This window comes from Streptomyces sp. 4N509B (assembly GCF_052245655.1).
GTDB lineage: Bacteria > Actinomycetota > Actinomycetes > Streptomycetales > Streptomycetaceae > Streptomyces.
In genome coordinates this window covers 301695-317524 of sequence record NZ_JBQQBZ010000001.1, presented here as the reverse complement: position 1 = coordinate 317524, position 15830 = coordinate 301695, and the positions used below count along the sequence as shown (strand labels likewise).

12 protein-coding genes are annotated in these 15830 nt (G+C 74.3%); 7 read left to right on the top strand and 5 right to left on the bottom strand.

Annotation, left to right across the window (positions count from 1 at the left end; genetic code table 11):
- Positions 1-36: 36 nt before the first annotated feature.
- The 3 genes from eccCb to ACTWP5_RS01355 are packed head-to-tail and all read left to right on the top strand — an operon-like array spanning position 37 to position 6417.
- A complete protein-coding gene (eccCb, locus tag ACTWP5_RS01365; protein WP_443218767.1) occupies positions 37-4311 on the top strand; it encodes a type VII secretion protein EccCb in 4275 nt (1424 codons plus the stop codon).
- Positions 4308-5825, top strand: coding sequence for a DUF6177 family protein (locus tag ACTWP5_RS01360; protein WP_443218766.1), 1518 nt, complete (start codon positions 4308-4310; stop codon positions 5823-5825). The genes eccCb and ACTWP5_RS01360 overlap by 4 nt, the downstream gene beginning before the upstream one ends.
- A 7-nt stretch (positions 5826-5832) precedes the next feature.
- Positions 5833-6417 (top strand): short chain dehydrogenase, encoded by a 585-nt coding sequence (locus tag ACTWP5_RS01355; RefSeq protein ID WP_443218765.1) that lies wholly within the window; start codon positions 5833-5835, stop codon positions 6415-6417.
- Positions 6418-6457: 40 nt separating this feature from the next.
- Here ACTWP5_RS01355 and ACTWP5_RS01350 read toward each other — a convergent pair whose 3' ends face one another.
- Entirely contained in the window at positions 6458-7411 is a 954-nt protein-coding gene (locus ACTWP5_RS01350; protein ID WP_443218764.1) for a pirin family protein, read from the bottom strand.
- Between the two features lie 59 nt (positions 7412-7470).
- Positions 7471-8037 carry an SseB family protein gene (locus tag ACTWP5_RS01345; protein WP_443218763.1) on the bottom strand — a complete coding sequence of 189 codons (567 nt, stop codon included), beginning with the start codon at positions 8035-8037 and terminating at the stop codon, positions 7471-7473.
- A 235-nt stretch (positions 8038-8272) separates the two neighbouring features.
- On the opposite strand from ACTWP5_RS01345, the gene ACTWP5_RS01340 reads away from it, so the two are divergent.
- Both ACTWP5_RS01340 and ACTWP5_RS01335 read left to right on the top strand, forming a co-directional pair.
- A complete protein-coding gene (locus ACTWP5_RS01340) occupies positions 8273-10108 on the top strand; it encodes an acyl-CoA dehydrogenase (protein ID WP_443218762.1) in 1836 nt (611 codons plus the stop codon).
- Positions 10109-10263: 155 nt separating this feature from the next.
- A complete protein-coding gene (locus ACTWP5_RS01335) occupies positions 10264-10617 on the top strand; it encodes an SDR family NAD(P)-dependent oxidoreductase (protein WP_443218761.1) in 354 nt (117 codons plus the stop codon).
- On the opposite strand, the gene ACTWP5_RS01330 is transcribed toward ACTWP5_RS01335, so the two are convergent.
- Together ACTWP5_RS01330 and ACTWP5_RS01325 are read right to left on the bottom strand one after the other, a co-directional pair.
- Positions 10551-11099 (bottom strand): hypothetical protein, encoded by a 549-nt coding sequence (locus ACTWP5_RS01330; RefSeq protein WP_443218760.1) that lies wholly within the window; start codon positions 11097-11099, stop codon positions 10551-10553. The genes ACTWP5_RS01335 and ACTWP5_RS01330 overlap by 67 nt on opposite strands.
- A gap of 22 nt (positions 11100-11121) precedes the next feature.
- Entirely contained in the window at positions 11122-11346 is a 225-nt protein-coding gene (locus ACTWP5_RS01325; RefSeq protein ID WP_443218759.1) for a hypothetical protein, read from the bottom strand.
- Positions 11347-11480: 134 nt separating this feature from the next.
- On the opposite strand from ACTWP5_RS01325, the gene ACTWP5_RS01320 reads away from it, so the two are divergent.
- Both ACTWP5_RS01320 and ACTWP5_RS01315 read left to right on the top strand, forming a co-directional pair.
- Positions 11481-12821 (top strand): M18 family aminopeptidase, encoded by a 1341-nt coding sequence (locus ACTWP5_RS01320; protein WP_443218758.1) that lies wholly within the window; start codon positions 11481-11483, stop codon positions 12819-12821.
- Positions 12822-13084: 263 nt separating this feature from the next.
- Positions 13085-13915 (top strand): maleylpyruvate isomerase family mycothiol-dependent enzyme, encoded by an 831-nt coding sequence (locus tag ACTWP5_RS01315; RefSeq protein WP_443218757.1) that lies wholly within the window; start codon positions 13085-13087, stop codon positions 13913-13915.
- A 75-nt stretch (positions 13916-13990) separates the two neighbouring features.
- On the opposite strand, the gene ACTWP5_RS01310 is transcribed toward ACTWP5_RS01315, so the two are convergent.
- Positions 13991-15676: a protein kinase domain-containing protein gene (locus tag ACTWP5_RS01310; protein ID WP_443218756.1), complete on the bottom strand. Its 1686-nt coding sequence runs from the start codon at positions 15674-15676 to the stop codon at positions 13991-13993.
- Positions 15677-15830 lie beyond the last annotated feature (154 nt).

The window sequence follows — 15830 nt, the reverse complement described above, 5'->3', positions numbered from 1 at the left end:
CGGCGGGCAGGGGGAGGCCCCGATGAGGAGGCCCCGATGAGTACGCGTCAGGTGCACCGGCCGGCGCGGGCCACGCGCCCGCTGCCCGCCCCGGCGGAGCGGCACGTCGAGCCGCCGCCGAACCTCCCGGAGGGCAGGGCCGGCTCGGCCGCCACCTCCCTCCTCCCCATGATGGGCGTGATGGGCTCGGTCGTGATGATGACCGTCGTCCGCAGCAGCCAGTTCGCGGCGCTCGGGGCGATCGTCCTGGTGATCGCCGTGGTGGGCGGCGCCGTGTTCTTCCTCTCGCAGCGTGGCCGCGCCCAACGCACCCGGCGGGCGCAGCGCGAGCGGTATCTGGAGTACCTGGAGGAGCTGCGCGAGGAGCTCGCCGCCGAGGACCGCGCGCGCCGCGCCGCCGCCCGCCGCCTCGACCCGTTGCCCGAGGCGCTCTACGACGTCGTCCGCGACCCCGCCCGCCGCTGGGAGCGGCGCCGCGAGGACGAGGACTTCCTGCGGGTGCGGCTCGCCACCGGCGAGGTCCCGGTGCGCCGCCTGAGCCTGACGCGCGCCAGCGGCTCCACGGTGCTGACGCCGCCCGACCCGTTCATGCTCAACGAGGCCGCCGGGCTCGTGGAGCGCTTCACCACCGCCCCCGAGATGCCGCTGACCGTGCCGCTGGACCGGGCGGGGGACGTCAGCATCGTCGGCGAGCGGTCCGCGGTGCTGCGGGTCGCGCGGACGCTCGCCGTCCAGGCGGCGGTCGCCCACGCGCCGGACGACCTCGCCCTCGCGCTCGCCGCCGACGAGGAGCGGCTGGCGGCCGACTGGGAGTGGCTGAAGTGGCTGCCGCACGTCCTCGACCCGCAGGCGTGGGACGGGCCGGTCAACGCGCGCCGCGTCGCGCCCTCGACGCGGCAGCTCGGCCGTGGCCTCGCGGGGGAGCTGCGCGAACGCGCCGGGTACGCGGCCGAGCTGCGGCGCGGGCTGGCGAGCCGGGAGGCGTTACGGCTGGTGCGCCGGCTGCTGGTGATCAGCGACGGGCACGGCGCGGTGGCCACGGTGCTGCCCCGGCCCGACGAGACGGTGCCGCTGGCCGACATGGGCGTCACCGTGCTGCACCTGCTCGCCGAGCGGGTCCACGAGCCGGACAGGGTCGCGATCCGCGTCACCGTCGAGGCGGAGGAGGACGACCACGGTGACGGCCCCGGGGACGGCGCATGCGGCGGCCTCGGGGAGGGCACACCCGACGGCCCCGGGGACGGCACGCGCGACGGTGCCGGCGAGGGCCGTGGCGGGAGGGGCCTGACCGTCACCGTGGAGGATCTGCGGGACCCGGACGGCCCCGTGGTGGTGCGGGGCCGTCTGGCCGAGGTCACGGCCGCCGGCGCGGAGGGACTGGCGCGGATGCTGGCGCCGCTGCGGCTGACGCCCGAGGTGGCCGCGGCCGGCACGCCCCTGTCGGGCCCGGTGGACCTCGCCGAGCAGCTCGGCGTCGAGGACCCCGGCGCGCTGGCCGAGGCGCTGCCGAGGCTCTGGGCACCACGCCGCGGCGACCAGTCGTTCCTGCGGGTGCCGATCGGCCTCGGCGACGACCACGAGCCGGTGCTGCTGGACCTGAAGGAGCCGGCGGAGCTCGGCATGGGGCCGCACGGTCTGTGCGTCGGCGCGACCGGCTCGGGCAAGAGCGAGCTGCTGCGGACCCTGGTGCTCGCCCTCGTCGCCACGCACCCGCCCGAGGACCTGGCGCTGGTGCTCGTGGACTACAAGGGCGGCGCCACCTTCGCGCCGTTCGAGCCGCTGCCGCACGTCGCGGGCGTCATCACGAACCTGGAGAACCGCGCGGGCCTCGTCGAGCGCGTCCACGCGAGCCTCGCGGGCGAGATCCGGCGCCGCCAACGGGTGCTGCGGGACGCGGGGAACGTCCCCGACATCGCGACGTACGCGGAGGCGCGGGCGCGGCGGCCCGAGCTGGCCGCGCTGCCGCACCTGTTCGTCGTCATCGACGAGTTCGGGGAGCTGCTGACCGCGAAGCCCGAGTTCATCGAGCTGTTCCTGTCGATCGGGCGCATCGGGCGGTCGATCGGGGTGCACCTGCTGCTGTCCAGCCAGCGCATCGAGGGCGGCAGGTTGAAGGGGCTGGACACGTACCTCTCCTACCGGCTGGGCCTGCGCACCTTCTCCGCCGACGAGTCGCGCACGGTGCTGGACACCGCCGACGCGTTCCACCTGCCGCCGATCCCCGGCTTCGGGTACCTGAAGGTCGACACCAGCCTCTACGAGCGCTTCAAGGCGTCCTACGTCTCCGGCCCGTACCTCGGGGTGGCGCCGCCGCGCGCGGCGGCGGACGAACGGCCGCCGGTGCTGCCGTACCCCGCGTACAACACGCTGGGCGACGCCGCCACCGACGCCGCCACCGACGAGGCCGTCGACGGCGCCGCGACACCGGGCCCGGCTCAGGCTCAGGCTCCGGCCCCGGCGCGGCGGACCGTCGGGCCCACGCTGCTGTCGACCGTCGTCGAGCAGCTGGCCGGCGCCGCCGAGCCGGTGCTGCGCCTGTGGCTGCCACCGCTGCCCGAGGCGCTGCCGCTGGACGCGGTCGCGGGCCCCCTCACGACCGGCGTCGGCAAGGCGGCCGGCGCCGGGGTGCGGTTCTCCCGGCTGGCGGCCGACGGGCCGATGCGCGTGCCGCTCGGGCTGCTGGACGACCCGGCCCGCCAGTGGCAGGGCCAGTGGCTGCTCGACCTGACGCGGGCCGGCGGCCACGCCGCCGTCGTCGGGGGCCCGCAGAGCGGCAAGACGACGCTGCTGCGCACCCTCGTGCTCTCGCTGGCCCTCAGCCACACCCCGCACGAGGTCGCGGTCTACGGCCTGGACCTGGCCGGCGGCGGCCTCGCCGCCCTGGCCGGCCTGCCGCACGTCGGCGGGGTCGCGGGGCGCGGGGACCGGGAGCGGGCCGCGCGCACCGTGGAGGAGGTCCGCATGATGCTGGCCGCCCGCGAGGAGGCGTTCCGCGAGCACGGCGTCGACTCCCCCGAGCACCTGCGGCGGCTGCGCGCGGCCGGGCGGCTGGCGGACCTCGGCCCGGCCGACGTGGTGCTGGTCGTCGACGGCTTCGGCGCGCTGCGCGAGGAGTTCGAGGAGCTCGACGACGGCGTCAGCGAGCTGCTGCGGCGCGGCGGCGGGTACGGCGTCCACGTGGTGGCCGCGATGCTGCGCTGGAACGACGTGCGCATCGCGAACCAGTCCGCGTTCGGCACCCGCGTCGAGCTGCGGCTGGGCGACCCGGCCGACAGCGGCGTCGACCGGAAGCTGTCGCAGACGATCGGGGCGGAGGAGCCGGGCCGGGCGTTGACGCAGGCGAAGCTGTTCGCGCACACGGCGCTGCCCCGCGTCGACGGCCGCGCCGAGGCGACGGACCTGGCGGTCGCGGTCGAGCAGGCGGTGCGCGTGGTGCGGTCGGCCTGGTCGGGGCCGACGGCGCCGCCCGTGCGGGTGCTGCCGACGCGGCTGCCCGCCCGGCGGCTGCCCGGCTCGGCCGCGGAGCCGGAGCGGGTGCCGATCGGGCTGGACCAGACGGCGCTGCGGCCCGTGCTGCTCGACCTCTTCGGCCGCGACCAGCACCTGCTGGTCCTCGGCGACAGCGAGTGCGGGAAGACGAACCTGCTGCGGCTCGTCGCCCGCGGCCTGATCGAGCGGTACGGGGAGGACGACCTCGTCTTCGCCGTCATGGACCCGCGCCGTGGCCTGCACAGCGTCGTCCCCGAGCCGTACCGGGGCGGGTACGCGCACAACGCCCGCCTGGCGGCGGCGCTCGCCACGGGCGTGGCGGGCCAGCTGGAGAAGCGGATGCCGGACGACGCGGTGTCGCCGGAGGCGCTGGCGGCGGGCCGGGCTCCGGTGCCGCGCCCGCGGATCGTCGTCCTCGTCGACGACTACGACATCCTCACCACGGCCGGGCAGCAGCCGTTGCAGCCCTTCGTGCCGTACCTGCCGTCGGCCGAGGACATCGGGCTGCACGTGGTGGTGGCGCGGCGCGTGGCGGGCGCGGCGCGGGCCCTGTACGAGCCGTTCCTGGCGACGCTGCGGGAGAGCGGCACGACGGCGCTGGTGATGACGGGGGACCGCGCGGAGGGCCAGCTGCTGCCCGGGGTCCACGCGGCGGCGCGGCCGGCGGGGCGCGGCACGTTCGTGCGGCGCGGTGAGCCGGCGCGCCTGGTCCAGACGGCCCTCGACGTGACACACGACGACGGCGACGACGGCGACGGCGGCGATCGCGAGGGCCGCACCGGCCGCGACGGCGGCGCGGGGGACGGGGGTGGGGCCGCGTGACCACGGACGTGATCGCGTTGACCGAGCGGATGCCCGACGCGTGGGCCCTGGTCGCGGGCCTCGCGGCGGGCGGCCCCGCGGCCCGGGTGGAGGTGCCGGACGGCGGCCGTGGCGCGGTGGTCCAGCTCCACGACGCGGCGGGCCGCCCCCTGGTCTCCGTCGAGGCGCCCCAGCTGGTCCACGCGCCCGGCGAGGCGCGGCGGCTGCTCGGGGTGACCGTGCCGGGCCCGGTGTGGTGGACGGAGGTGCGGGCCGCGACCGCCGTCGAACGCGGCGCGGAGCTGGCGGGCACGATCGCGACGCGCCTGGTCACGCTGCTCGGCGGCACGGTCTGGCCGCCCGGGGCGGCGGCGCGGGACCGGGGCGGAGCCGCCGTGGCGGGCGTGACGGCCACGGCGGTGCCGGCGGCGGCGCAGCCGGCGGTCGACGTGCTGACGGCGCGGGCGGCGGCGGTCATCCAGGACCGGCCGGTGGTGGCGCTGACGGCGTGGCTGTCGGACGCGCTGCGGGCGGCGGGGGAGAGCGGCCGGGCGTTCCAGCTGGTCACGCCCCGCGCGTCGCGGTTGACGCTGCCGCTGCGGGCGGCCCTCACGGGCCTGCCGAACCGCTGGGTGGTCCGCGACGGCGCCGGTGGGTACTTCGACGGCCTGTCGGGCGCGGTGCTGCGGTGGCAGGACGGCGCCTTCGCGGCGGCGGCGGCGCCCGCGCCGCCGCGTCCGGCCCCCGCCGCCCCCGGCCCGGCCCCGGACGCCGCCCCCGCCCCCGACGCCGGCGTCGTCTCGCCCGCCTACGTCGAGGCGACGCGCCGCGCCGCCACCGAGGCGGCGGCCGGCGACGGCCCGGGCCACCAGCTGCTCCTCGGCTTCGTCACGCGCGCCCCCGCCGAGGACGGGCTGCTGCTCGGCGGCGCGCTGGAGGCGGCCTGGCGCCGCCTCACGGGCACGGACGGCCCGCGCGCCTGGGGCACGGCCGAGCCGGCGACCCTCGGCTGGTCCCGGGAGGAGCTGACGGACCTCGCCCGCCGCCGCGCCCCGCGCCCGAGCTGGTTCCTCGCCGTCGGCGAGACCACCGCCGGCCCCGACGCCCTCGCGACGCTGCGCGTGGCGCGCACCACGGGCGGCGTCGAGGAGGACGTGACCCTCGCCGTTCCGCTCCGCCCTCCGCCCGAGGCGGAGCTGCGCGCCCTGGCGGCCGACCTCGCCGCCCACCACGGCCTGGTCTCCCTCCTGGTCCAACGCCGTCGGGCCCGCGCGGACCTGACGGTCCCGGCCCACCTGGAGGAGCCGCCCTCGCCACTCGCGTTCGTCCTCGGCGGGGAGGGCGTCGACGAGGTGGACCGCGACCACGCGAGCCGCCCGCCGCACCCCCACCCCGCGCCGGCCCGCGTCGGTCCCGGGCTGTACTACGCGCTGCCGGGCGCGGAGGGCTGGGACGGCTTCCAGCGCCTGATGGGCCATCTCCACACCGGCCACCGCCACCGCCGCCACCAGGAGCCGGCCGGCCCGGTGACATGATCGCCGCATGAAGGTACTGGTCGTGGGAGCGACGGGAACGGTGGGCAGCGCGGTCGTCGAGGCGCTCAGGGGCACTCACGAGGTGGTCGGGGCGTCACGTCGCGGGCCGACGAGGGTGGACCTGGAGGACCCGCTCTCCCTCGACGGGCTCTTCGCCGAGGTGCGGGACCTCGACGCGGTGGTGTGCTGCGCCGCCAGCGGCCCGCTGGTGGACCTGGAGTCGGTGTCGGACGACGCGTTCGCCGCCGGCCTGCGGGGCAAGCTGCTCGGTCAGGTGGCGCTGGCGCGCCGCGCCGCGCGCCACCTGCGGGACGGCGGCTCCGTCACGTTGACCGGAGGGACCTTCGCCGCCCCGCTGGCCGGGGGCTCGCTCGGAGCCCTCGTCAACGCCGGCCTGGAGGGCTTCGTCCGCAACGCGGCGAGCGAACTGCCCAGGGGCCTGCGCGTCAACCTCGTGAGCCCCGGCTGGGTCAGGGAGACCCTGGAGGGCATGGGCGCCGACGGGGCCGACGGCACCCCGGCCGCCGTGGTGGCGCGGGCGTACGTGACGGCCGTGGAGGGCGACGCGCGGGGCCAGGTCCTTCGCCCCTGACCCCGGCGTCGCTGGAGCCTGCCGGCCCCACGGTCAGGACTCAGCTCGCGTCGGCGGGTATCGTCCCGAGGCGGCCGGCCTTGAAGTCGTCGAACGCCTGGGCCAGCTCGGCGTGGCTGTTCATGACGAACGGCCCGTACTGCGCGATCGGCTCGCGGATCGGCAGGCCGCCGAGGAGGACCACCTCGAAGTGCGTGCTGCGGGAGTCCTGGGTGGCGGCGGCCCGGATCGTCACCGACTCGCCGTCGCCGAAGAGGACCGCCTGCCCCATGCCGAAGGGACGCTGCTCCGCGCCCGCGAAGCCCTCCCCCGCGAGGCCGTAGGCGAGGGCGTTGAAGTCGGCCCGCCAGGGCAGCGTGACCTCGGCGTCGGGGCTGATCGAGGCGTGGATCATGGTGATCGGCGTGTACGTGACGCCGGGGCCCTCGTGGCCGTCGAGCTCGCCCGCGATGACGCGCAGCAGCGCGCCGCCGTCCTCGGAGGTCAGCAGCCGGACGTTGCCGCCGCGGATGTCCTGGTACCGGGGGGCGGTCATCTTGTCGCTGGCGGGGAGGTTCACCCACAGCTGGAGGCCGTGGAAGAGGCCGCCGGACATCACGAGCGACTCGGGCGGCGTCTCGATGTGCAGCAGGCCGGAGCCGGCCGTCATCCACTGCGTGTCGCCGTTGGTGATCGTGCCGCCGCCGCCGTGGGAGTCCCGGTGGATGAACGTTCCGTCGATGATGTACGTGACGGTCTCGAAGCCGCGGTGCGGGTGCCAGGGGGTCCCCTTGGGCTCGCCGGCCTCGTAGTCGACCTCGCCCATCTGGTCCATGAGGATGAAGGGGTCGAGGTGGCGGTGGTCGATGCCGGCGAAGGCGCGGCGGACGGGGAAGCCCTCGCCCTCGAAGCCCTCGGGCGCGGTGGCCACTCTCAGGACGCGGCGCGTCCGCGCGCCCGCGGGAGCGGTGACTCGGGGAAGGACGAGTGGGTTCTCCACGGTGACGGCGGGCACGACGGCCACCTCCGGTGCGGCGCGGCTGGTATTTGGTTGAACAATAAACGTTCTCGTGGCTAACCGTACATGCGTCGCATCGTGTAGTCCACCATCTCCTCCACCGCGCGCGCGTCGAGGACGATGCGGTGCTCGCCCTCCATGTCGAGTGCGAAGCCGTACCCCGAGGGCAGCAGGTCCAGCACCTCACCACCGGTGACCGTGAAGTACCGCGAGTCCTTGCCCGCGTACCTGCGCAGCTCCTTCAGCGAGGTGAACAGGGGGATGACCGGCTGCTGGGTGTTGTGGAGGGCGAGGAAGCCGGGGTTCTCGCCGCGGGGGCAGTAGATCTTGGAGGAGAGGAAGACGTCGTGGAACTCCTCGGTCGAGGTGGCGCCCGAGGTGTACGCGCGCAGCGCGTCGGTGAGCGACGGCGGCGCGGGAGGCGAGGAGGGGCCCGTGGGCTGCGGCTGCGCGGCGTGGTGCGACGAGGCCTGCGGCTGGACCTGGGGCGGTGGCTCGGGGTAGCCCTGCTGGCCCGGGTGCGGGCCGTAGCCGGGGGGTGGAGGCTGCTGCGGAACGCCGTAGGGCTGCTGGGTGGTGGGCCCGGCGTGGCCGGTGTAGGCGGACTGGTCGTAGCCGTACATGAGGGGAAGCGTAGTCACCTTCGGCCGCTGGCGGGTCAAACGTGCTCGAAGGGTCTCCCGACTGGTACGAATATCCAACCCTCCCTCGCGGGGGAGGGTTTCGTTACCCAAGTTTCGTCACATTGACCGGATCGCGCTTGCCTGAAATTACCGCCGGGTAGCATCATGGACGTTACCTACCGGTAAGCACGCCACGCACACGCACACGCCACCTACGGAGTACGGAGTCGTCGCCATGGGGCACTACAAGTCGAACCTCCGCGACATCGAGTTCAACCTGTTCGAGGTCCTGGGCCGCGAGGCCGTCTACGGCACGGGCCCGTTCGCCGAGACGGACGTCGAGACCGCGCGCGGCGTGCTCGCCGAGATCCACCGTCTCGCCGAGAGCGAGCTGTCGACCTCCTATGCCGAGAGCGACCGCAACCCCCCGGTGTTCGACCCCGCCACCCACACCGCCCCCGTACCCGACGCCTTCCGCCGCAGCTTCCGCGCGTACATGGACGCCGAGTGGTGGCGCCTCGGGCTCAACGAGGAGCTGGGCGGCACCACCTCCCCCCGCTCGCTGATCTGGGGCGCGGCCGAGGCCGTCCTGGGCGCCAACCCGGCGATCTGGATGTACGCCTCGGGCCCCTCCTTCGCCCAGGTGCTGTGGGACGAGGCCACGCCCGAGCAGCGGAAGATCGCCCAGCTGATGATCGACCGCGAGTGGGGCTCCACGATGGTCCTCACCGAGGCCGACGCCGGCTCCGACGTCGGCGCGGGCCGGACGAAGGCGATCCCGCAGGACGGCGGCCACTGGCACATCGAGGGCGTCAAGCGCTTCATCACCTCCGGTGAGCACGACCTGACCGAGAACATCATCCACTTCGTCCTCGCCCGCCCCGAGGGCCACGGCCCCGGCACCAAGGGCCTGTCCCTCTTCGTCGTCCCGAAGTTCGACTTCGACTGGGAGACCGGCGAGCTCGGCGAGCGCAACGGCGTCTACGCCACCAACGTCGAGCACAAGATGGGCCTGAAGATCTCCAACACCTGCGAGATGACCTTCGGCTCCGCCGGCGACGGCCGCCCCGCCAAGGGCTGGCTGCTGGGCGAGAAGCACGACGGCATCCGCCAGATGTTCAAGATCATCGAGATGGCCCGGATGATGGTCGGCACCAAGGCCATCGCCACCCTCTCCACCGGGTACCTCAACGCCCTGTCGTACGCGAGGGAGCGGGTGCAGGGCCCCGACCTCACGCAGTTCGCCGACAAGACCGCCCCGCGCGTCACCATCACCCACCACCCCGACGTGCGGCGCTCGCTGATGACGCAGAAGGCGTACGCCGAGGGCATGCGCTCCCTCGTGCTCTACGCCGCCAGCGTCCAGGACGCCATCCTGGTCAAGCAGGCCGCGGGCGAGGACGCCAGCGCGGAGGAGGCGCTCAACGACCTGCTGCTGCCGGTCGTCAAGGGCTACGGCTCCGAGCGGTCCTACCAGCAGCTCGCCGAGTCCCTCCAGACCCTCGGCGGCTCCGGGTACCTCCAGGAGTACCCGCTGGAGCAGTACATCCGCGACGCCAAGATCGACACCCTCTACGAGGGCACCACCGCGATCCAGGGCCAGGACTTCTTCTTCCGCAAGATCGTCCGCAACCAGGGCGTCGCCCTCTCGGGACTGGCCGAGGAGATCAAGAAGTTCCTGGCCGAGGCCCCCGGCGGTGAGGAGCTGGCCGGCGCCCGCGACGCGCTCGGCAGGGCCGTGGGCGAGCTGGAGGGCATGGCCGGCACCCTGCTGACCCACCTCGCGGCCACCGAGCGGGACGTGAAGTCCCTGTACAAGGTCGGCCTGAACACCACCTCGTTCCTGCTCGCCTCCGGTGACGTGATCGTCGGGTACCTGCTGCTGCGCGGCGCGGCGGTGGCGGCCGGGAAGCTCGCCACGGCCGGCGGGAAGGACCAGGCGTTCTACGCCGGCAAGATCGCCGCGGCCCGCCACTTCGCGGCCACGGTGCTGCCCGGCGTCGCGGTGGCCCGCCAGGTCGCGGACACCACGGACCTGTCGCTGATGGAGCTCGACGAGTCCGCGTTCTGACGCACCCGGCCCCGGCCCCGCCGGCCCCGCGCCGTCGGGCCGTCGCCCCACCAGGCCCCCCGCCCCGGTCGTCCGCCCCGGCGACCGGGGCGGGCGCGCGTCGTGGGCCTCGCGCGGTCCCGAGGCCGCTCGCCGGGCCGCCCTACGATGACGCCATGCCTCCCGCAGAACCGCGGACCGCGGTGGTGACCGGCGCCAACCGCGGCGTCGGCCGCGAACTCGTCCGCCAGCTCGCGGCGCGCGGCTGGACCGTCGTGCTCGGCTCCCGCTCACCGGAGAAGCCGGAGACGGGTGGGCGCACCGCACGAGCCGTGGCCCGCGAGGCGTGGGAGACCACTCCCCGTCGCCGGAGCGGATCCCGACGAGGGAGCCCGTCATCCGCTGCCCCGCCTGGCCGCCGGTGGCCCGTCCGGACCGCCGCGGACCCACGACCCCGCGTCGGTCAGGCCGCGCACAGGCCGAAGTCGCGCCGTAGCGACTGCGGGACCTGGGCCACGTCCAGTTCGTAGGAGGTGCGCAGGACGCGGTCGGCGAGGGCGATGTCCCGGTCCGTCTCGGGGACGTCGTCACCGAGGCCGCGCAGGAAGTCCGCGATCTTCGCCCACGAGTAGAACGCGGTCCCCGTCGTGTCGCCCTCCGGAGCCGGGAAACCGCCAGGGCCGCGCTGCCCCTTGGAGAGTTGCACGAGTGACTGCCGGGTGCGGATCCCACGGAGGCGTTGGGCGGCCTCGCCCAGCGTGACCAGGTCGTCGTGCTCGGCGGCGACGGCGCGCAGGCCCGGGACGCGACGGATGGCGACGGCCACCCGTGCGACCGCCTCCAGGAGTGACGGGGCCTCAACGTCGCACTGGAGGGTGCTCGGTCCGCGTCCGCCCAGGGTGTAACTGACCGAGCCGTCAGCGAAGAGCGGTTCGTCCGCGGTGTCGATGCGGTCAGCCTGCTCGATCGTCATGTTCCGGTTGAGCACGAGGGTGAAGCTCCACTCAGGCATGATGATCCCTTCTACCTCTCACTCAGTGCTGTCGCGCGTGACGGTTCGTGAACCTGTCGATGCGCTTGGCCTCAGCATCGGCGTTGCGTGGCGTCCCGTTGACGGTGAGGCGCTGCCCACACGCGCAGCAGACGACCCAGCCCCAACGGTGACCGTTCTTGTCCGGCGTGACCGTGAAGCCGGCCTTCTCGGCTCGCTCCAGCGCCGCCGCCACGGGTTGCTTCTGATGGCGTCCCTTGCTGATCACGGAAGGACGGTACCCCCGCAGTGTTGCAGGTCTGCCACACCTGGCCAAGGCTTCGCTGGGGGTGACCGTGGCTGGGCCGAGCCATTCGTGGGACATCCGGGTGCTGACCGGGGCGCCCTACGTAGGCTTGGGGCATGAGCGACACCGCAGAGCGTCCCTTCGAGCCGCCCTTCGACCGTTCCCACGCTGACGACCTGATGTCCTTCCTCGCCGCGTCCCCCTCGCCGTACCACGCCGTCGCGAACGCCGCCGCGCGGCTGGAGAAGGCGGGGTTCCGGCAGGTCGAGGAGGCCGCGGCGTGGGACGGGCTCGCCGGGGGGCGGTTCGTCGTGCGCGGCGGCGCGCTCGTCGCCTGGTACGTGCCGCGGGGGGCGACCCCCGCCACGCCGTTCCGCATCATCGGGGCCCACACCGACTCCCCGAACCTCCGCGTCAAGCCGGTGCCGGACACCGGCCGCGTGGGCTGGAAGCAGATCGCCGTCGAGATCTACGGCGGCACGCTGCTGAACACCTGGCTCGACCGGGACCTCGGCCTGTCCGGCCGGCTGTCGCTGAAGGACGGCCGCAGCGTCCTGGTCACCGTGGACCGGCCGTTGCTGCGCGTGCCCCAGCTGGCGATCCACCTCGACCGTGGCGTCAACGACGGCCTCACGCTGGACCGGCAGCAGCACATGACGCCGGTGTGGGGCATCGGCCGGCCGCGCGAGGGGGAGCTGATCGAGTTCCTCGCCGAGGAGGCCGGCGTCGCCTCGCCCGCCGACGTCACCGGCTGGGACCTGATGTGTCACAGCGTCGAGCCGCCCGCGTACCTCGGGCGCGACGGCGAGCTGGTGGCCGGCCCCCGCCTGGACAACCTGCTGTCGGTCCACGCGGGCGTCGCGGCGCTGGCGGCCGTGGCGGGCGCCGGCGCGGGGTCGGGCTCGGGCGGCGCTCCCGACAGGGAGCCCGCCTGCATCCCGGTGCTGGCCGCGTTCGACCACGAGGAGAACGGCAGCCAGTCCGACACCGGTGCGCAGGGCCCGCTGCTCGGCACGGTGCTGAAGCGTTCCGTCTACGCCAGGGGCGGCACGTACGAGGACCGGGCCCGCGCGTACGCGGGGTCGATCTGCCTCTCCTCCGACACCGGGCACGCCGTCCACCCGAACTACCCCGAGCGCCACGACCCCGGCCACCACCCGATGGCCGGCGGCGGGCCGCTGCTGAAGACCAACGTCAACCAGCGCTACGCCACCTCGGGCCCCGGCAGCTCCGCCTTCCTGGCCGCCTGCGAGCGCGCGGGCGTGCCGTGGCAGCCGTTCGTGTCCAACAACACCGTGCCCTGCGGCACCACCATCGGCCCGATCACCGCCGCCCGCCACGGCATCGCCACCGTGGACGTCGGCGTCGCGATCCTGTCGATGCACTCGGCGCGCGAGCTGTGCGGCGCGGACGACCCCCACCTGTTGGCCAACGCGCTGGCGGCGTTCCTGGACTGACGGGGGTCCGTCGGACGTCCGACGGCGGCCCGACGCGCGTCGGGTGAGGCCGACGGGTGCCGTCGGCAGGGGAGTTGGAGGCCGTTTCGAAGCGGTCTCGAAGCCGTGGCCGTGACTCGAACGGGCTGGCGTCCGCCCATAGGATTTGCCTGCGTGAGAAGCGAGAGATAGTCGGGAAACCATTCACCGGCTGCCTCCGCGCAGCGTAAGTTGTGAACACCCACCCGAGCAGACGCCAGCACCACTACGCCACGAGGGGTCCCGTGACCGTGCACCCGAGCCTTCAGCCAGCCATCGACGCCTGGACGCAGGCCGTCGAGGCGATATCCGAGCTCGTCTCCTCGCTGGTGGACGGTGAGTGGAACCGCCCCACCGAGTGCCCGGGGTGGTCGGTCCGCGACGTCGTCTCGCACGTGATCGGTGTGGAGTGTGAGGCCCTGGGCGACCCCCGCCCCATCCACACCCTGCCGCGCGACCTCTTCCACGTCACGAACGAGGCCAAGCGGTACATGGAGGTGCAGGTCGACGTCCGCCGGCACCACACCAGCCCGGAGATGACGAGCGAGCTGGAGTACACGATCATCCGGCGCTCCCGCCAGCTGCGCAACGAGCGCCGCAAGCCGGAGGACATCGTCTCCCACCCCATCTTCGGCAAGCTGTCCGTCCTCGACTTCCTGCGGCTGCGGGTCTTCGACGTCTGGACCCACGAGCAGGACATACGCCGGGCCGTCGGCCAGCCGGGGAACCTCGACAGCCCCGCCGCGCACATCGCCCGCGACGTGATGCTGGCGCGCCTGCCGAAGGTGGTCGCCAAGGACGCGAAGGCCCCGCGCAGGTCGGCGGTGGTCTTCGACGTGAGCGGGCCCGTGGAGTTCCTGCGCACCGTGCGCGTGGACGACGAGGGGCGCGGCACGGTCGACGGCAGCCCGTCGCTCGGCCCGCTCGTCACCTTCACGACGGACTGGGAGACCTACGCGCGGCTGGCCTGCGGGCGGGTGCGGCCGACGGCGAAGAAGGTCGCCGACCGGCTCAGGGTGGAGGGCGAGCAGGACCTCGCCGACCGCATCCTCGCCTCCTTCGCCATCACGCCCTGACCGGTCGGCCCCGGGCCGCCCCGCCCACCCCGTTCGCCCTCGTCGCGCGCCCCCGTCGTCGGCCGGCCGACGGGATCAGTCCTCGTTCGCGGGCTCGTTGCCGGTGGAGACGGTCAGCGTGATCGTGTCCTCCTCCGGGTCGTACGGGTCGAACTCCGCGGGGGTCTGGTCGATGACCATGCCGTCGCCCTTCAGGACCTCGTCCTCGTAGATGATCTCCTCGTCGTAGGTCCAGCCCGCCGCGCGGATGCAGTCCTTCACCGAGTCGATGTGGAACCCGTAGAAGTCGGGCATGTTGTACGAGCCCTCCTCGTCGTAGGACTCGACGGCGTTGGTGCAGGCGGACGCCTCGATGGTCTGCTCCGGGTCGCCGGGGTTGTACCGCGGCTCGTCCTCGCCGGTGGGCTCCTCGGTGGGGTCCTCCTCGCCGCCGGTCCCCGCGTCGGCCTGCTCCTGGCCGGTCCCGCCCCCCTGCGGATCCTCCTCCTCGCCGCCGCCCCCGCCGCTGCTGAGGATCACGACGACGGCGACGACCGCGACGACGGCCATGGCCGCCACGGAGGCGATCATCACCATCGTGTTGCCGCTCCGCCCGCCGCCGCCCGCGCCCTGCGGCGTGACGTTGTAAGGCGGCGGCGTGGACTGCGCGCCGTGGGGCTGCGTGGGCGGCGGGGTGCTCGGGCCCGGGTACCCGTAGGAGCCGGGGGCCTGCGGCGCCGTCTGGGGCGCGGTCTGCGCGTAGGGGTTGGGCGTCGGGGCGCCGGGGGCGCCCGGCTGACCCGGGGTGCCGAACTCGGGGAAGACCGCCTGCGCCACGCCCGCGCCGCTGCCTCCGGTGTGCGCGCCCGGCACGATCTGCGGCGCCACGCCGCTGGTCGCGCCCGCGAGCCGCAGCACCTCCGCCCGCAGCACCTCGGCGCTCGGGAAGCGGTCGTTGGGGTTCTTCGCCAGCATCCGCGCCACCAGCGCGTCGATGGCGGGCGAGAGCGAGGCGTTGAGCGACGAGGGCCGCGGCGGCTCCTCCTGCACGTGGGCGTAGGCGATCGCCAGCGGCGAGTCCGCGTCGAACGGCAGCCGCCCGGTCAGCAGCTCGAAGAGCATGATGCCGACCGAGTACAGGTCGGCGCGGGCGTCGACCTGCCGGCCCAGCGCCTGCTCGGGGGACAGGTACTGCGGGGTGCCCACGACCATGCCGGTCTGGGTCATGGCGGTCACGCCGGACTGCTGGATGGCGCGGGCGATGCCGAAGTCCATCACCTTGACGACGCCACGCCGGGTGATCATCACGTTGCCGGGCTTGATGTCGCGGTGGACCAGGCCCATCTCGTGGCTGATGTCGAGCGCGGCGAGCACGTCGGCGGTGATCGTCAACGCCTTCTCTGGCGGCATCGCGCCGAACTGCGCCTTGTCCGCCTCCAGCGCGTCACGGAGCGGATACCCCTCGACGTACTCCATCACGATGTACGGCACGGGCGTGCCGTCGATCAGGTCCTCGCCGGTGTCGAAGACGGAGACGATGTTGGTGTGCGTGAGCTTCGCCACGGCCTGCGCCTCCCGCTTGAAGCGCTCGCGGAAGGCGCCCTCGCGGCCGAGCTCGGCGTGCATCGTCTTGATCGCGACCCGCCGCTCCAGCACCGTGTCCCAGGCCAGGTTGACCGAGGCCATGCCGCCCTGACCCAGCAGGTCCTGTAGCTGGTAGCGGCCGCCTCCCACGGAACGGCCCGTGTAGTCCGCGGGCGGCGGTGCGGCGTGGTCACTCATGGCTCTCGTTCCCCCTAGGGCGGCGCGGTGCCCGCGTCCGATCGCTGATGTGGGTTGGTGTGATGATGAGGATTATCGCGCCGCTCATGTTCTGACCCGTAGGCGGTCGTGCGGTTGCGTTGCAAGTCTGCCTGAGCGCCCTTTCACGTCAAGC